This window comes from Arthrobacter sp. AOP36-F1-5 (assembly GCF_058137995.1).
Window position 1 is genome coordinate 3,465,289 of sequence record NZ_CM176892.1, and the last position, 15,654, is coordinate 3,480,942.

Here is a 15,654-nt window from a genome sequence, read left to right on the forward strand (position 1 = left end):
GGGACCGCCCTTTCGTCTTCCATCCCTGACCACGAACCAGGAGCATGACATGGCCTTCGGCCAACCAGAGCAGGAACCCCAGACGCCGGTTCCGACGTGCCCGCGGCATCCCGATCGTCCCTCGTACGTTCGCTGCCAACGCTGTGGGCGCCCCGCCTGTCCCGAATGCCAGCGCACGGCCGCCGTGGGGGTCCAGTGCGTTGAATGCGTCGCGCAGGCAAACAGCGAACGGCGCCGACCGCAGACGGTCACCGGCGGGCGGCTGACCTCTGGACGTCCGACCGTCACGTATGCGGTGATTGCCCTGTGCGTGGTGCTCTTCGGAGGCCAGTACCTGATACCGGGGCTGACGGATCGTCTGCTCTATGCCGGCCTGTACACAGGGAGCGAACCGTGGCGCATGATCACTTCCTTGTTCCTGCACTCCACGGGTCTGATCATGCACATCGCCTTCAACATGTATGCCCTCTACATCCTGGGCCGGGTCCTGGAGCCGGCCCTGGGGCACGTGAGGTTCGCGGTCCTGTACCTGGTGGCCGGTTTCGGCGGCTCGGTGGGTGTGTTGCTTCTTGCGGCGCCGAACGTCGCGGTGGTCGGCGCCTCCGGCGCCGTATTCGGGCTATTCGGCGCGTTCATGGTCGTGACCAAGGCCCACGGTGGCAACCTCGTCCCCGTGTTGGTGATCATCGGCATCAACCTAGTCATCGGTTTCCTGCCGGGCGCCAACATCGCCTGGCAGGCCCACGTGGGCGGTCTGGTCACCGGTGGTGCGGTAGCGGCCGTGTTGGTCTTTTCCCCGCGCGGTAGGAACCGGGCACTCCTTCAATGGAGCGGCATCGGGATCATCGTGGTGGCGCTTGGCGTACTCACCTGGTTGGGCTGGGCACCGATCCGCGCACTGTACCAACCAATAATGGGTTGATCGACCAGCGGTCCGGTTGTATTCGGGTCACATCCACGGGGTGGGCGGTGGAATCATTCCACCGCCCACCCCCTTTTTCGTCGCTCCCGGGGAAGACTATCCACAGGGTTTATCCACATTGTTAATAACTCACAGCCGTGTAATTCACTGAACATTCCGTCCGCGCATCCCCGGGTGCTGGCCCGAAGGCATCAAATCGTGGGCCGATCCGCTTGAATATTCACATAACAATCCACACCTGTGGATAACTGTCGTGCACAGCCTGTGCGTACAGCTTCATGACGAGCTTTCGAGCAGTGCCCGTCGGCCCGGGGACACCAAAACCGCGAAATCACGCGGAAATTCGAACATCGAGTCGTCATCCACAGGGGTTGTCCACATTGTTAATAACTCACACCCATGTAATTCGAATGCCTTCCGGGACCTGCATCCCTGCCAGCGCGGGCTAATCGAACATAGTTACGCACAGCTCTATCCCCAGCTGTGGATAACTATATTCACAGCATGTGCATGACTGGGGTGAACCCGGACCGGAACGCTGATCGACCCCACCAGCAGGCCCCTGACACCACGGTGGAACACGGGGTGGGGAGGTGACGTGGGACAACACTCGCCTGTATCTTGAGTCCACCCTGGAAATTCCGGCGGCATCGGGGCAGGGGATGACTGGAGGATCCATGACCATACGCTTTTCCGCCCTGTCAGCCGTCGATCTCGTTGCCTGGTCCGGTCTGACGAACCTCTTGGCGCAGGCCGATGAGACCGACGAGTTCTACGATGCCGAGGATCTCGCGGAAGAACTGGAAGAACCCGGATTCGATCCGGGACGGGACAGCATCGCGGTGTGGGACGGCGAGGAACTGGTGGGTTTTGGGCAGCTGCGTGTGGCTGACGTGCTCTTCGAGGGCCAGGCCAAGGCAACCATCGATGGTGGAGTGCATCCGGACCACCGGGGCCGAGGAATCGGCCGCCGGATCATGGATGGCCTGGAGGCCCGTGCGCGCGAATTGGCGGCGCAGAGGCACCCCGGGGCTCCGGTGAGCGTGGGTTTGGCAACAGGAGCCGAAGGATCCAGCTCGGGACGCATGGCCGTGTCGCGGGGCTACGCCCCGGTTCGATATTTCACCGACATGATGATCGAGTTGCCGCGTCGGCGCGGTGACACCGTGGAGGCGCCCCCCTCAACGGAAGGGCCGCTGATAGAGGTCTACACCGCAGAGATGGAAGAAGCGGTCCGACGGGCCCATAATGATGCCTTCGCCGATCACTGGGGGGCGGTCCCGAAGACCCGGGAACGATGGGCCGATCAGCAGTCCGCCCGAAGCTTCCGTGCGTCCCTGAGCCCGGTCGTCCGCACCAGGGATATCGGGCTGGATCCGGTGGAAAGCGTCGATGGATATGCCTTGTGTGGTCAATGGGCCGAGGGGGAGATCCATGTCAGCTTGTTGGGCACCAGGAGTCGCGCCCGCCACCAAGGGCTGGCCTCCGCCCTGTTGGATTGGATCGTGACGGAAGCAGAGCGCGATGGGTACCGGATGGTGGACCTGGCGGTTGATTCAGCCAGCCCCACCGGTGCGGGCCGCGTTTACGAACGGGCCGGGTTCACGGCGGTCCGGACCTGGACGGTCCATAGGCGTCAACTGGACTGACCGTGTCGTCGCTCGTCCCAGCCGAGGTTCATGGCCCGGTGAGCAAGCTGATGGCGACCAACAACATGACCGCGGCTACCAGGCCATCCAGGACCCGCCAGGAGCCGGGGCGGGCGAAGAAGCCGGCCAGGAGGCGGGCGCCGAATCCGACCGCCGGAAACCAGAGGAAGCTTCCCAGCACGGCCCCGGCGGCGAAGATCCACCTCCCCGGGTCGCCGTGGGCGCTGGCAATCGTGCCGAGCAGGATCATGGTGTCCAGATAGACGTGGGGATTCAACCAGGTCAGCGCGGCAGCAGTGGCTAGTACCGACCTGCGGGTGGTCCCCGGGGTCCCGCGGTCGACGGTGAGCGCCGCAGGACGGACAACCCGACGCAGCGCCACGAAGGCATAACCGACAAGGAAGGCGGCCCCCGCCCAACGGGCCAGCACCAGCAGCCAGGGGGCCGTGGCGACCAGGGCCCCCACCCCGGCAACGCCGGCGAAGATCAAGACCGCATCGGAGAGGGCGCAGATGAGGACAACGCCGAGCACGTGTTCGCGCCGGATGCCTTGGCGCAGTATGAAGGCATTCTGTGCCCCGATCGCGATGATCAACGCCAAACCGGAACCCAGTCCGGCGAGCAGGGAAGGAAAATAGGTCACTGGTCAACGGTAAGCGGAGCAACATGCAGTAGACCAGCTAAAGATATGCATGGGACATTAGAATATCTAATATGGATTTTCCGGCGGACCAGCTCCGCGCTTTTGCAGCGGTCATCGATACCGGCACCTTCGACGCAGCCGCCACACGGCTCCGGGTGACTCCTTCGGCGGTGAGCCAACGGATCAAGGCGTTGGAAACGCAGGTCGGAACCGTGGTCGTCCGTCGGGGAAAGCCCGCGCTGCCCACGGCCGCCGGCACGGTCTTGTTGCGCCTGGCGCGCCAGACCGATCTCCTGGCTGCAGAAGCCGCGGCGGAACTCTCCGGCGGGGGCGCCACGGACCCTGCCCGGACCCCGGTGCGTGCGGCGGTGAGGGTGGTCGTCAATGCTGATTCCCTGGCGACCTGGTTCCCCGGCGCCTTCAGGTTGTTGGCCCAGGATGGAAGCCTTGAACTCGAACTCCTGCGTGAGGATGAGTCCGTTTCGGCGGAGTTGTTGCGGGCGGGCACGGCGATGGCGGCCGTGACGACCGACGGGAGGGCCGTGCAGGGGTGTTCCACCGAACTCCTGGGGACACTGCGGTACACGGCGATGGCTTCAGCGGCGTTCAGGAGGCACTGGTTCGCTGAAGATCCCCCGCGGGGGCTTGCGGTGGCCCCCATGGTTGATTTTGATCGTTCGGACCAGCTGCAGCACGCGCTGGTCCGATCCGTCTGTGGTGTGCAGGCGGAGCCCCCGAGACACCATGTACCGGACTCGTCCCAGTTCGTCCGGGCGGTCATCGACGGCCTCGGATGGGGGATGGTGCCGGACGCGCAGGACCCGGGAGAGGGTCTGCTGGAGGTCCTGGATCCGCACTGGACCCGCGGGGTCGAGCTGTATTGGCAGCGGTGGAAGCTTGATTCCCCGGCCCTGGCGCGGGTCGGTGAAGCCGTCCGGACAGCTGCCCGGAATTCGGGGGTGTTGGAACTACCCCGTCCCTGAGCACCTGATCCGCGGCCCGAGGCCTGCCAACGAAATGTGTCGGCCTAGCCCCGGGGAACCGGTGGACCGAGCATCAACAGCACCGTAAAGACCACGGCGATGAAAACGATGCCCAGAATGACCGCGGGAAGGGGATGGCGTAGGCACCATGCCTGGACGATTTCGATGAAGCCATGGGGCTCATCCCCGCCGACACCCAGCCTCCAGCCGCCGTCGAGCAGGCCCGCCCGTTTGACGGAGCGTTCGAAAGGCACCGTGCAGAACGGAATGAAGGCGGAGGCCAGCCCCAGCAGGCCCCGGCCGAACGACCACCGTTGATTGACCCAGACGAAGCAGGTCACCACGCAATAGCTGATGAACGTCAGTCCGTGGATGCCCCCGAAGACCGGAACGAATTTGTCGCTGATGTTCCCGTACTTCAAGGCCATTCCCAGCAGCAGAAGCCCCCAGGTGAACATCTCGGCAGTGGCCAGGAAACCATAGAGCCGCTGGGGTGTCAGACGGGATCCGGTCAGAGGGGTGGCAGTGGGAGGCATGGTGTCCTTTCGTCGGGTATACAGCATCTCACGACTAGGTCCCTGCTCCATGGCGGTGTGCTAGCGTGCCGGGCAGGAGCCGATTGCTCCGACCGGACGAGGGAGCCGTACCCGGACAGCGACAAGACGGCCGCCGGAAGGTAACGGTGGTTGATCATGGCGTGGTTCGTGCTGATTGTCTCAGGAATGTTCGAAGCGGTATGGGCGATCGCCCTCGGCAAATCAGAGGGTTTTTCAAAACTGGTGCCCAGCCTCGTGTTCGGAGGCGGGCTCATCGTCAGCATGAGCGGACTGGCATATGCCATGAAGGACATACCAACAGGAACCGCCTATGCCGTCTGGGTGGGCATCGGAGCTTCCCTGACGGTGATCTACGGGATGGCAATCGACGGTGAATCCATCAGTTGGGTCAAGGTCCTGCTCTTGATGCTCCTCGTAGGATGCGTCGTCGGACTCAAATACGTTGACTGAGGCCCTTCGGCCCGGCTAACGCCAGCGCGTCGTCATGAAGAACCCGACCATGGCGATACCGAAGCCGATCACGATGTTCCACCCGCCGGCGATCCCCAACGGAAGAGTGGCCTGGGAGATGTAGTAGGTGATGATCCAGAGCAGCCCCAGGATCATCAGACCGAACATGACCGGCTTGTACCACACCGGAAGGGCCTTGACATCCCCGTTCTTATTGGCGGCTTCAGACTGCCTGCGGGCCTTGCGGCGGGTCCTCGACTCGGGCACTGGTACTCCTGACCTTGGGCGGGTCAAACACTCGTTGTTTGCGACCCGGGCGATACTGTCATGGGTGGGGGCCGGCACAGCAGTATCCATGCGGCCACCCACGTCACCGACATTCTACCGGTACCGCGTCAGGAGGTTTTCGTGCCCGCTGTCCCCGAGTCAACAGCGCCGCTGAAACCCGGGCGTCGACGGAGCCGATCCGCGGCGATCATCGGTGGCCTCGGCGAGGTCCTGGTGACGCTCGGGGTCATCGTTCTCCTTTTCGTGGCATGGGAGCTGTGGTGGACCAACATTGAAGCCGATGGCGCCCAGGAAGAGCTGACGTCCAGAACGCTGCAGGAATTCGCCGGTGGTGATGCGAACGCCTCCACCGGCCCTTCCCAATCGGCAGAGGCCGCCGATGCCGACCGGAAGAAGTACGGCACCCCGGAAAAAACCAACCTGGACGGGGAGGAGACCTTCGGGGTCCTGTATGTGCCGCGCTTCGGGAAGGACTATGCGCGGCCCATCTCCGAAGGGGTAGGCAGCGACGTCCTCGACCATTTGGGCATCGGACACTACCCGCAGACACAATTGCCCGGCGAACAGGGGAACTTCGCCGTCGCGGCGCACCGGCAGACCCACGGACAGGTCTTCTGGGATATCGACAAGCTGGTCGACGGGGACCAGCTGTACGTCCAGACCCGGCAGGGCTACTACACCTACCGGTACCGCAGCACGGAGATCGTCGATCCCTCGGATTCCAAGGTCCTGCTGCCGGTGCCGCACGAACCCGGGGAACAGGCCGGCGAATCCTTGCTGACGATGACCAGTTGCCATCCGCCGTTCACGACACGGATGCGGATCATCGCCTATTCGGAGCTTGAATCATGGCGCCCCTTGGATGCGGGACCCCCAGCGGTGATCGCCGAAGCCGTGGGTCGCGCGACCGGCGGCGGCTGAATCCGGAAATCTACGTCCCCGGTCCGCCACCATCGAAGAACACCACCCCAGTGAAGGAGTCAGAGCGTGTACGCATGGTTATTCGGAAAGCTACCCGGCCCGTGGTGGGTGCGTCTGTTGATTTCAGCATTGCTGGCGGTGCTCGTCATACTGGTGTTGATGGAATACGTGTTTCCCTGGGCCAGTCAGTACAGCCCATGGACCGAATCAACGATTGGTCTGGTGCAGTGACAATGCCCGCCCCCACGCGGATCCTAGTGATCGACAACTATGACAGCTTTGTCTATACGCTGGTCGGCTACCTGCGCGAACTCGGTGCCGAAACGACCGTCGTGCGCAATGACGACGTGACGGTGGCCCAGGCCATTGAACTGGCCGAGGCCCGGGACGGTGTCCTGGTCTCCCCCGGCCCCGGGACGCCCGGCGAATCCGGGGTCTGCATCGATCTCATCCGTTGGTGTGGTGAACACGCCAAACCGATGTTGGGGGTCTGCCTCGGACACCAGGCCCTCGCCGAGGCCTACGGCGGGGTCGTCACGCACGCCGAGGAACTCATGCACGGCAAGACCTCGTCGGTCCATCATGGAACCCACCCGTTGTTCCACGACATCAGCAATCCGTTCACGGCCACCCGCTACCATTCCCTGGCGGCGGTCCGCGCGTCGATCCCGGATGAGTTGGAGATCATCGCCGAAACCGATGGTGGCGTCGTCATGGGTCTGGCCCACCGCGAGGCCCCCCTATGGGGCGTCCAGTTCCACCCCGAGTCGGTGCTCACCGAAGGTGGGTACCACATGCTGGGGAACTGGCTGGAAGCACTCGGCCTCTCCGGTGCGGCGGCCCGCGCCGAGAAATTGAGCCCGTTGATCACCGACTGATCCGGCCACACCTGGCCACTGTTCCGCCCAGCCCCCACCTCGGCAAGGAAGCGGCGTTTCCTGGACGGGACAGCGGCTAGGGGGAGGGTTCGGCTGCCTTCGAGGACTTTGACGCCTTCTTGGAGGCCTTGGCCGACTCGGACGCAGCCTTCTCCGATGACTTCTCGGCCGCCTTCGAACTCTTTGAACTTTCCTTCGCCGACTCCTTGGACTCCTTGGAATCCGATCCGGGTTCGGATTCGGACGGTGGAGCAGAGGGGGATTCCTCCGGTTCCGGCTTCTTCGCGATCTTGACCCTCACGGTGCCGTCCTGATCCAGATCCTTGCCACCCACGGGAGTCTGTTCGATGACGCTATCGACGGGCTTGGAGCTCTCCTTTTCTTCGGATTCGAGTTGCAACCCGACGGCGTTGTCGGAGAGGACCTTGCGCGCCTCGTCCACATCCAGGCCGATGAGCGAAGGAACAGTGACCTTGCCCGTGGAGAGCGTCAGTTCGATCAGACTGCCGGTCTTGACCTTCTCCCCCAGCTTCGGATTCGTCCCGATGAGGCTGCCCAGTTCCACGGTCGCCGTGTTCTCGCGCTTCACATCGTCGGAGACGTCCAAACCCAGCCGTTCCAGCGTGCTGCGCACGGTGGCCTCCGACTGGCCGGCCAGGTCCTTGGGCAGGGTCACCTGTTCGGGGCCCTGAGATACCAGCAGTTGGACCTCGGAGTCCTTGCGTGTCGAGGAGCCGGCCTTCGGGTCGGTTCCCACCACGGAGCCGGAATCGACGTCGTCGTCGTAGACCTCCTTGGTGACGGGCTTCAGATTGGCGGCGTAGATCTTGTTCTGTGCATCGATCACCGACAAGTTCGATACGTCGGGAACGGGGATCATGGCATTGCGTTCCTGCTGGTCCTGGCTCCAGTTCCAGAAGAACCAGGCACCGAGGGCGATGACAATCACCGCCAGAATGGAAAAGACGGTGATCCATGCCCGTCGGCGCGACGTGCGTTGACGGTCGGCCTCGTCGGTCCGGGAGGGGCCCGAAGACCCGGCGAGCAAGGACTCTTGTGAATCGGTGGCGTGCACGGCAGGCTGTTTCCCGGTGTCCCCGGCCCCGCCGGAGCCCTCGGCGGCCAGAGCGGCAGTACGTTCCCTGCCCTCGTTCCCGGGGGGCCCGGAAGCGAGGGCCTGCGTGGGTGGTTCGGTGGTCAGCATCGCCTGGGTCGACATAGGCATGACGGCCAGGGCCTGGGTGGCATCGCCCAGATCCTTCGGAACGGGGCGGTCGTCCTGGGCCGCGCGCAACGCGGCAGCGAAAGCCGCGGCATCCTGATAGCGGTCGTCCCGGTCCTTCGTCAGTGCCGTGGAGATGACCTCGTCGATCCGAGGGCTGATTTCGGGGTTGTGGACGCTGGCGGCGACCGGCTTTTCACTCACATGCTGGAAGGCCACGGAGACGGGACTGTCGCCCGTGAAGGGTGGCCTGCCGGTGAGCAGCTCATAGAGGAGGCAGCCTGCCGAATACAGGTCGCTGCGGGCATCGACGGTTTCCCCGCGGGCCTGTTCGGGGGAGAAATACTGGGCCGTCCCCACCACGACTTGCGTCTGGGTCATGGTGGCCGAGGAATCGGACATGGCGCGGGCGATACCAAAATCCATGACCTTTACGGCGTCGTCGCCGGTGACCATCACATTGGAGGGCTTGATGTCCCGGTGGACGATGCCCATGCGGTGGCTGTATTCCAGGGCCGACAGGACGCCGAGCGTGTACCTGACCGAGGACTGGGGATTCAATTCCCCGGCCTTGGACAGATCACGCAGGGTCTTCCCCCGGACATACTCCATGACGATGTACGGCAGCTTGGTGACGTGGTCCCCCGAAGCATCAACATCCTCTTCGCCGGTGTCGTACACGGAGACGATGGCTGGATGGTTCAACCCGGCGACGGCCTGGGCCTCCCGGCGGAAGCGGGTCTGGAACACCGGATCGCGGGCCAGGTCGCGACGCAGCAGCTTGATCGCGACCTCGCGCCCGAGCCGGAGGTCGCGGGCATGGTAAACATCCGCCATGCCGCCGCGACCAATGAGGTCGCCGACTTCATAGCGGGCGTTCAGGATTCGGGGTTCAGTCACACATTTCCTCTGCACGCCTCAGCGTTAGTTGCCCGCGCCGGTCGGGGCGGCCTGCTTGAAATTTCCATTTGACCCCTTGTCGTCCTTGGCAGCGTCAGGGTTTTTCGAATCCGTCGGCTTGGTTGCTGGAGGCTCCGTGACCGGGGCCTTGGACGGTGCCGTTTCCTTGGGAGGTTCGGTCTGTTCCGAGGTGGTGGGGGCCTGCGTCGGCGGGGCAGGTGCGGAGCTACTGGCCTTGCTGCTGGAGGGCTTCGAGGATTTGCTGCTCGGAGCCGGCGTGGACTTCCTGGTCGGCGCGGGGGCCTTGGTCTTGGTCTCTTGCACCGGCGGAGGCGGAGGCGTGTTTTCCACCGGCAGCGGCACGGCGTAGCTCAGCTCGATCACGGTGCCGACCTTGACGGTACCGGTGGGGGAAACGGCAACGACCGAATTCTCCGGATCGCTGGCTTCCTTCTCCTTCGTCGACACCTCCAGGCCCAGGTCCTTCAATTCGGCCGAGGCCTTGTCGACGTCCATGCCGAGGTAGTCGTCAGCATCGACCTTGACGGTCTTCTGCGAGGACTGCGCGCTTGATGCCGGAGACTCGTTGCCGGTCTTGTCACCGGTGAACATGGGCACGAGCCACACCGCGAGCAAGGCCAGGACCACGATCACGATCAGGGGCCAGATCCAGGGGTTCCGCTTTTTCCGCGGAGGGGTCCCGGAACCGCCTGAGGCTCCGCCGGCGCCGGCCCCGGCACCAGCTGCGGCGCCGTCCTCGTCATCGGGATCCCAATCCTTGCTGGCGCCGAGGACCGAATTGAAATCCTGGTCGTCGTTGCCGGACCCGGCCCCGGCGCCCGCGGCGGCGGCGGCACCCTGGACGCGAGTGGCGTCAGCGTCGTCGTACTCCTTGCTGGCCTGCGGACCGCGGGTGGTCTGGTCGGAGACCATGGGCAAGGCACTGGTGCTCGGGGTCCCCGAACCCGCCTCTGGTGTCTGCGGGTTGGCCTGGGTGGGAGCATCTCCCACGTTGATGGCCTGCGTGGCGTCGCCACCGCCGGTTCCCAGGAACGGGATGATGCCCGGGACGGCGGTTTGGGCCGCCTCGAGGTTGTCGGCCCGGATGGCGTCGGCCGCCTCCGCCAGCTTCGTGGCGGTCTCCGGTCGTTCCGCCGGACTCTTGGCCAGCATCGACATGATCAAAGCCCGATATTTGGCCGGGATGGATTCATCGAGTGCCGGAGGGTTGTCGTTGACCTGGGCCAGCGCAATGGCGATCTGTGATTCGCCGGTGAACGGTCGACGACCGGCCAGGCACTCGTAGCCGATGACTCCGAGGGAGTAGATGTCCGAAGACCCGCTGGCCTGCTGCCCGGTGGCCTGTTCGGGGGCAAGATACTGGGCGGTGCCCATGACCTGCCCGGTCGCGGTCAGGGGGACCTGGTCGGCGATGCGTGCAATGCCGAAGTCGGTGATCTTCACCCGACCATCGGGCAGGATGAGCAGGTTGCCCGGCTTCACATCCCGGTGGACCAGGCCCTGTGCATGGGCCGCGGCGAGGGCGCGGGCGGTTTGGGCGATGATGGACATGGTCCTGTCGGGGGACAGGACCCGTTCGCGTTCGATGATGGCGGACAGCGGCTGGCCGGGGACCAGCTCCATGACCAGGTAGGCCGAACCGCCTTCCTCGCCGTAGTCGAACACGTTGGCGATGCCTACGTGGTTCAACAATGCCGTATGGCGTGCCTCGGCGCGGAAACGCTGCAGGAAGCCGGGGTCGCCGGTGTATTCCTCCTTGAGGATCTTGATGGCGACGATCCGGCCAAGGATCTCATCGCGCGCCTTCCAGACCTCCCCCATTCCGCCGATGGCTATCCGCTCGGTCAGTTGGAACCGACCGCCCAGGGTGATACCCGATGTAGGCCTCACTTATTGAACACCGCCTCTAGCATCTTCTTCAGGTTTGGACTGGTCAGGTTGTGGCCGGTCTCGTAGTCGGTCTTTTCTATGACAATGGTGACAGCGACCTCCGGGTCATCCGCCGGGGCGAAGCCGGTGATCCACGAATTGACGCGTTTGGTCCCATCTCCGAGTTGCGCCGTGCCGGTCTTCGCCGCGATGTCCAGCCCGGGGATGTCTGCCGTGTAGGCCGTCCCGCCCTTGAGTGGTGCGCGCATCAATTCGGTCACCTGGTTGGCCACCTTCTTGGTCGTTGCCGTACTGAATTCCTCGGGCTTCGGTTCTTCCAGCACGCTCAGATCCGGAGCGGTGACCCGTTTGATCAGGTTCGGCTTCATGATGACCCCGTCATTGGCGATGCCCATGGCGACCATGTTCATCTGCAGGGGCGTGGTCTTGACGTCGAACTGTCCGATCGAGGACAGGCCCAACTGGTCCGGAGTGAGATCGCTCGGGAATTGGCTGGGGGTCACGCGTTGCGGGATCTCCAGTTGCTGGCCGAAACCGAAACGTTCGGTGACGTCGCGCAAGGCGTCCTGCCCGACCGCCTCGCTCATGGCCACGAATGGCGTGTTGCAACTCTGGGCCACGATGAATTCGAGCTTGGCCCGGTTCTGGTTCGCGCAGATGCCCTGGTCGAAGTTGTTCACCTTCGTCGAAGTGCCCGGCAGAGTGATCGACGTCGGATTGTCGTAGACCGAATCAAGGTCGTACTTCCCCGATTCCAGGCCCGCGACCAGGTCGAGGATCTTGAAGGTGGAACCCGGTGAGATCAGATTGTTGATGGCCGGGTTGATGTTCGGGCTCAGTCCGTTCGTCTCGAGGATGTCCGCCATGTTCTTCGAGGCGATCTTCCCGCTATGCACGGCCAGGAGGTTGGTGTCATAGCTGGGCTTGGACACCATGGCCAGGATGTTTCCCGTACTCGGTTCGGAGACGATGATGGTCCCCTGCTGTCCGTCGGGGATCAGATTATAGGCCGTCTTCTGGAGAGCCGGGTCGATGGTGAGCTCCACGGAGGCACCCTCGGTGGATTGACCGGTCAACAAGTTGACCATGCGGTTGTAGAACTGCGAGTCGCTCTGCCCGTTGAGCTCGTCGTTCATGACGCCTTCGAGGTGGTTGGCACCGTAGGTCAGCGAGTAGAAGCCGGTCAGGTGCGCATACAGTTTCGGGTCGTGGTACACGCGTTGGTAGTCGAATTGGTCATCGGAGGCGACGGATTCGGCGATCGGTGTTCCGTCGACCAGCAAGGCACCACGGGCCAGATCGAAGTTCTTGTACAGCTGCCGGGTGTTGAGCGGATTGGCGTTGAGGTCCTTGACCGCGAAGAACTGGATGTAGCTCAGGGCGCCGAAGATCAGGACGAAGAGGCAGACGATGGCGATCCACACGTGGCGTATGGCGGTGTTCATGCGGTGTCCCCCTTTCGCGGTGGCGTGGCTACCTTGGCTTGTGCCTTCTTGGCGCGGCGCCGGGCGTCTTCCTCTTCGCGGGCCTTCGCCTTCGCGCTGATGTCTGGTCCGGCCGCGGCCATGTCCCGCTCGTTGAGCGGTCCCGTGAGGGCTGGTCTCCGGGAATTATGGGAGACTAGGAGCAATAGGGCGACGATGATCCAGTTGGAGAGCAGGGAGGACCCGCCCGCCGACATGAAGGGCGTGGTCAGCCCCGTCAATGGAATCAACAGAGTCACCCCTCCCATCAGGACGAAGCACTGTAGGCCGATGGTGAAGGAGAGGCCGGCGGCGAGCAGTTTGCCGAAGGCGTCCCGGCTGCCGAGGGCGGCGCGGATTCCACGGCTGATGAGGATGACGAACAGCAGGATGATGGCCACCAGGCCGATGAGACCCAGTTCCTCACCCAGGGCGGCGATGATCATGTCGGAGTTGGCCAGGGGGACGAAGTCGGGTCGTCCATTGCCCAGGCCGGTACCGAACAGTCCGCCGTTGGAGAGCCCGAAGAGGCCTTGGACGATTTGCCGGCTCCCGCCGTACTGCTGGTCGTAGACGGAGGGGTCGAAGGCGTGGAGCCAGGAATTCAGTCGCAAGGCGACGTGCGACATGAATTGCGCGGCAAAGAACCCGGCGACGACCACCATGACCAATCCGATGATGATCCAGCTGATACGCCCGGTCGCGACGTAGATCATGACCATGAACAGGCCGAAGAACAGGATGGATGAACCGAGGTCGCTCTGCATCACCAGCACGCCGATGCTGAGCAGCCAGGCGACGATCATGGGGCCGAGGTCCCTCGCCCGGGGGAGCTGCAGGGGACCGATCTTGCGGCCGGCCAGCAGGATCAGGTCCCGGTGGGTCGAGAGGTAACCGGCGAAGAAGAGCGCCAGGGTGATCTTGGCCAGCTCACCGGGCTGGAAGGAAAGGGGCCCGATGAAGATCCAGATGCGGGCGCCGTTGATGACCTTGCCCAGGCCCGGCACGAGTGGCAGGAGCAGCAGGAGGGCACTGATGACCAGGAACGTGTAGGGGGCCTTGCGCAGGATGCGGTGGTCGCGAACCAGCCATAGCGTGGCGATGGCAGCGGCCATGGCAAGGCCGGTCCACAACAGTTGGCGGGTCGCCGCATCGTCGTTGTTGGCCAGATCCAGCCGGTGGATCATCGCGATCCCTATCCCGTTGAGCGCCACCACGCAGGGAAGAATGATCGGATCGGCATACTTCGCCCAGATCCTCAGCACGATATGCATGACCAGGGCCATGCCGGCCAGGACGGCTCCTTGGGTGATGAACCCTTCGTCGAAACCATCCGTGTTGCTCAAGCTGACCAGGTAGTTGGCACCCACCGCGACGGCCAGGGCCAGGATCAGCAACACCAGTTCGGTATTGCGCCGTGGGATGGGCGCGGTCTCTAGTTCCGGGGTTTCGCTCACGGTGTCACCTCCTGACAATAATTGGGCAAGCCCGGCGGCGAGTCGGCGGACTGCGGATCGGCCGGTACCACGACCGGACAGGCCTGTTTGGCGCTGATGACCAGTTCGGTCACGATGTCCTGGGCATGGGCGAGATCGCGGGCCGCCAAGGAGTTGCGCAACCTCTGTTGCGTGTAGGAGGGCAGGGCCTGCGTGGGTATATGCGTCACGGTGTCGACATGGGAGAGCTTGATGGGACCCAGATCCTGTGACACGCCGTTGTAGATGGCCACCTTGCCGTCGTGATCGGCCACGTAGTACTGCGTTTGGGTCCAGGCGAACCCGAACCACAAGACGGAAACCAGGATCAGTCCCATCAGGGTCAGGAAGGTCGGGATGAGCCACCCCCGGTTCAGCGGGCGACGCATGGGATCGAATTCGCGGTCCTCCGGCACCTCGTCGGGCTCGGAAGCCTTATGGGTCAGGATCGCGGCGGCCCGCTTCTCCGCCGACCGTTGGGTGACCATCGGGATTTGTCCGGTCTGGGTGGCCAGGGCGGCCGCGCCGACTAGGGCATGGGGGCGAATGGACATCTCGTGGCGGATGACGGCTGCGCTGGCCCCGAGATCGCCTTGCTGGGCGACCTGGAGTTGGCCGGTATCCGGGGCGGGTTCGAGACCGGGGTCAACCCCCGGGGCGTCGTCGTCGGCATTCTCAGCGACTTCGACCATCACGATGGTGACGTTGTCGGGGGAGCCATGCTGGAGGGTGACCTCGACCAATGCGTCGACGGTCTGTTGCAACGAACCGGCGGTCCGCACGATGCGCTCGGTGATGTCGTCGGGCACGACGGCATTGAGGCCGTCGGAGCATAGGAGCCAGCGCTCCCCCGGGGCGATGGGGAACTGGTCGATATCCAGCTCGGGACTCGCATCGGAGTCGCCCAGGACCCGCATCAACACGTTCTTATGCGGGTGGTGCTCGGCTTCCTCGGGGCGTATGCGGCCCTCGTCCACGAGCCGTTGGACGAACGTATGGTCCTTGCTGACCTGTTCGAAGACATCATCCTTGAGCCGGTAGGCGCGGGAATCGCCGATATGGGCGTATTGGAAGCGGTCCCCGGTCAGCAGCAGGGCCGTGACGGTGGTGCCCATCCCGGAGAGCTTCGGGTTCGCGCTGACCAGTTCGTTGAGGATCGAATTGGCGGTCTGGATCTCGTCCGGCAGCACCGTTTCCACGTCGACCGTCCGGTCCTGGTCCAGATGCACCAGATCCAGCACGGTCGATGCCGAGGCGACGTCCCCGCCGACATGTCCGCCCATGCCGTCGGCCACGACCGCCAGATAGCGGCCGGCATAGCCGGAGTCGTCGTTCTTGGCGCGGACCAACCCCACATCCGACCGCGCTGCGAACCGCAACGTGAGCGCCATA

The 15,654-nt window shown here is 64.0% G+C and carries 15 protein-coding genes and 1 riboswitch; of the genes, 7 read left to right on the top strand and 8 right to left on the bottom strand.

The features are described from left to right. Positions 1-49: 49 nt before the first annotated feature. Positions 50-922: a rhomboid family intramembrane serine protease gene (locus AC3ZI9_RS15990; RefSeq protein ID WP_444566106.1), complete on the top strand. Its 873-nt coding sequence runs from the start codon at positions 50-52 to the stop codon at positions 920-922. A gap of 677 nt (positions 923-1,599) precedes the next feature. Next, a complete protein-coding gene (locus tag AC3ZI9_RS15995; RefSeq protein ID WP_444554475.1) occupies positions 1,600-2,571 on the top strand; it encodes a GNAT family N-acetyltransferase in 972 nt (323 codons plus the stop codon). 28 nt (positions 2,572-2,599) lie between these two features. On the opposite strand, the gene AC3ZI9_RS16000 is transcribed toward AC3ZI9_RS15995, so the two are convergent. Further along, positions 2,600-3,214, bottom strand: coding sequence for a LysE/ArgO family amino acid transporter (locus tag AC3ZI9_RS16000; protein WP_444554476.1), 615 nt, complete (start codon positions 3,212-3,214; stop codon positions 2,600-2,602). Between the two features lie 71 nt (positions 3,215-3,285). Here AC3ZI9_RS16000 and AC3ZI9_RS16005 point away from each other — a divergent pair, with 71 nt between their 5' ends. Further along, positions 3,286-4,197: an ArgP/LysG family DNA-binding transcriptional regulator gene (locus tag AC3ZI9_RS16005; RefSeq protein ID WP_444554477.1), complete on the top strand. Its 912-nt coding sequence runs from the start codon at positions 3,286-3,288 to the stop codon at positions 4,195-4,197. 44 nt (positions 4,198-4,241) lie between these two features. On the opposite strand, the gene AC3ZI9_RS16010 is transcribed toward AC3ZI9_RS16005, so the two are convergent. After that, positions 4,242-4,733, bottom strand: coding sequence for a DUF3817 domain-containing protein (locus tag AC3ZI9_RS16010; RefSeq protein WP_444554478.1), 492 nt, complete (start codon positions 4,731-4,733; stop codon positions 4,242-4,244). 70 nt (positions 4,734-4,803) lie between these two features. Then, positions 4,804-4,868: riboswitch (guanidine-III (ykkC-III) riboswitch) on the top strand. Positions 4,869-4,889: 21 nt separating this feature from the next. Here AC3ZI9_RS16010 and AC3ZI9_RS16015 point away from each other — a divergent pair. Beyond that, positions 4,890-5,204, top strand: a complete 315-nt coding sequence (locus AC3ZI9_RS16015; protein WP_444554479.1) for a DMT family transporter — start codon at positions 4,890-4,892, stop codon at positions 5,202-5,204. A 15-nt stretch (positions 5,205-5,219) separates the two neighbouring features. On the opposite strand, the gene AC3ZI9_RS16020 is transcribed toward AC3ZI9_RS16015, so the two are convergent. Next, positions 5,220-5,471, bottom strand: coding sequence for a cell division protein CrgA (locus AC3ZI9_RS16020; protein ID WP_444554480.1), 252 nt, complete (start codon positions 5,469-5,471; stop codon positions 5,220-5,222). Between the two features lie 141 nt (positions 5,472-5,612). On the opposite strand from AC3ZI9_RS16020, the gene AC3ZI9_RS16025 reads away from it, so the two are divergent. The 3 genes from AC3ZI9_RS16025 (at position 5,613) to AC3ZI9_RS16035 (ending at position 7,291) form a co-directional block, all read left to right on the top strand. Beyond that, entirely contained in the window at positions 5,613-6,413 is an 801-nt protein-coding gene (locus tag AC3ZI9_RS16025; protein WP_444554481.1) for a class E sortase, read from the top strand. A 66-nt stretch (positions 6,414-6,479) separates the two neighbouring features. Next, positions 6,480-6,644 carry a hypothetical protein gene (locus tag AC3ZI9_RS16030; protein WP_443383319.1) on the top strand — a complete coding sequence of 55 codons (165 nt, stop codon included), beginning with the start codon at positions 6,480-6,482 and terminating at the stop codon, positions 6,642-6,644. Between the two features lie 2 nt (positions 6,645-6,646). Then, positions 6,647-7,291, top strand: a complete 645-nt coding sequence (locus AC3ZI9_RS16035; protein ID WP_444554482.1) for an anthranilate synthase component II — start codon at positions 6,647-6,649, stop codon at positions 7,289-7,291. Positions 7,292-7,367: 76 nt separating this feature from the next. Here the strand turns inward: AC3ZI9_RS16035 and pknB are convergent, their stop codons facing one another. The 5 genes from pknB to AC3ZI9_RS16060 are packed head-to-tail and all read right to left on the bottom strand — an operon-like array spanning position 7,368 to position 15,653. After that, entirely contained in the window at positions 7,368-9,413 is a 2,046-nt protein-coding gene (gene pknB / locus AC3ZI9_RS16040; RefSeq protein ID WP_444554483.1) for a Stk1 family PASTA domain-containing Ser/Thr kinase, read from the bottom strand. 24 nt (positions 9,414-9,437) lie between these two features. Then, on the bottom strand, positions 9,438-11,324 hold the full coding sequence (locus tag AC3ZI9_RS16045; RefSeq protein WP_444554484.1) for a protein kinase domain-containing protein: 1,887 nt from the start codon (positions 11,322-11,324) through the stop codon (positions 9,438-9,440). Next, positions 11,321-12,769: a penicillin-binding transpeptidase domain-containing protein gene (locus AC3ZI9_RS16050; protein ID WP_444554485.1), complete on the bottom strand. Its 1,449-nt coding sequence runs from the start codon at positions 12,767-12,769 to the stop codon at positions 11,321-11,323. Before AC3ZI9_RS16050 ends, AC3ZI9_RS16045 begins: the two co-directional genes overlap by 4 nt. Continuing rightward, positions 12,766-14,244 (bottom strand): FtsW/RodA/SpoVE family cell cycle protein, encoded by a 1,479-nt coding sequence (locus tag AC3ZI9_RS16055; RefSeq protein ID WP_444554486.1) that lies wholly within the window; start codon positions 14,242-14,244, stop codon positions 12,766-12,768. The genes AC3ZI9_RS16050 and AC3ZI9_RS16055 overlap by 4 nt, the downstream gene beginning before the upstream one ends. After that, positions 14,241-15,653 carry a PP2C family protein-serine/threonine phosphatase gene (locus AC3ZI9_RS16060; RefSeq protein ID WP_444554487.1) on the bottom strand — a complete coding sequence of 471 codons (1,413 nt, stop codon included), beginning with the start codon at positions 15,651-15,653 and terminating at the stop codon, positions 14,241-14,243. Before AC3ZI9_RS16060 ends, AC3ZI9_RS16055 begins: the two co-directional genes overlap by 4 nt. Position 15,654: the final 1 nt, after the last annotated feature.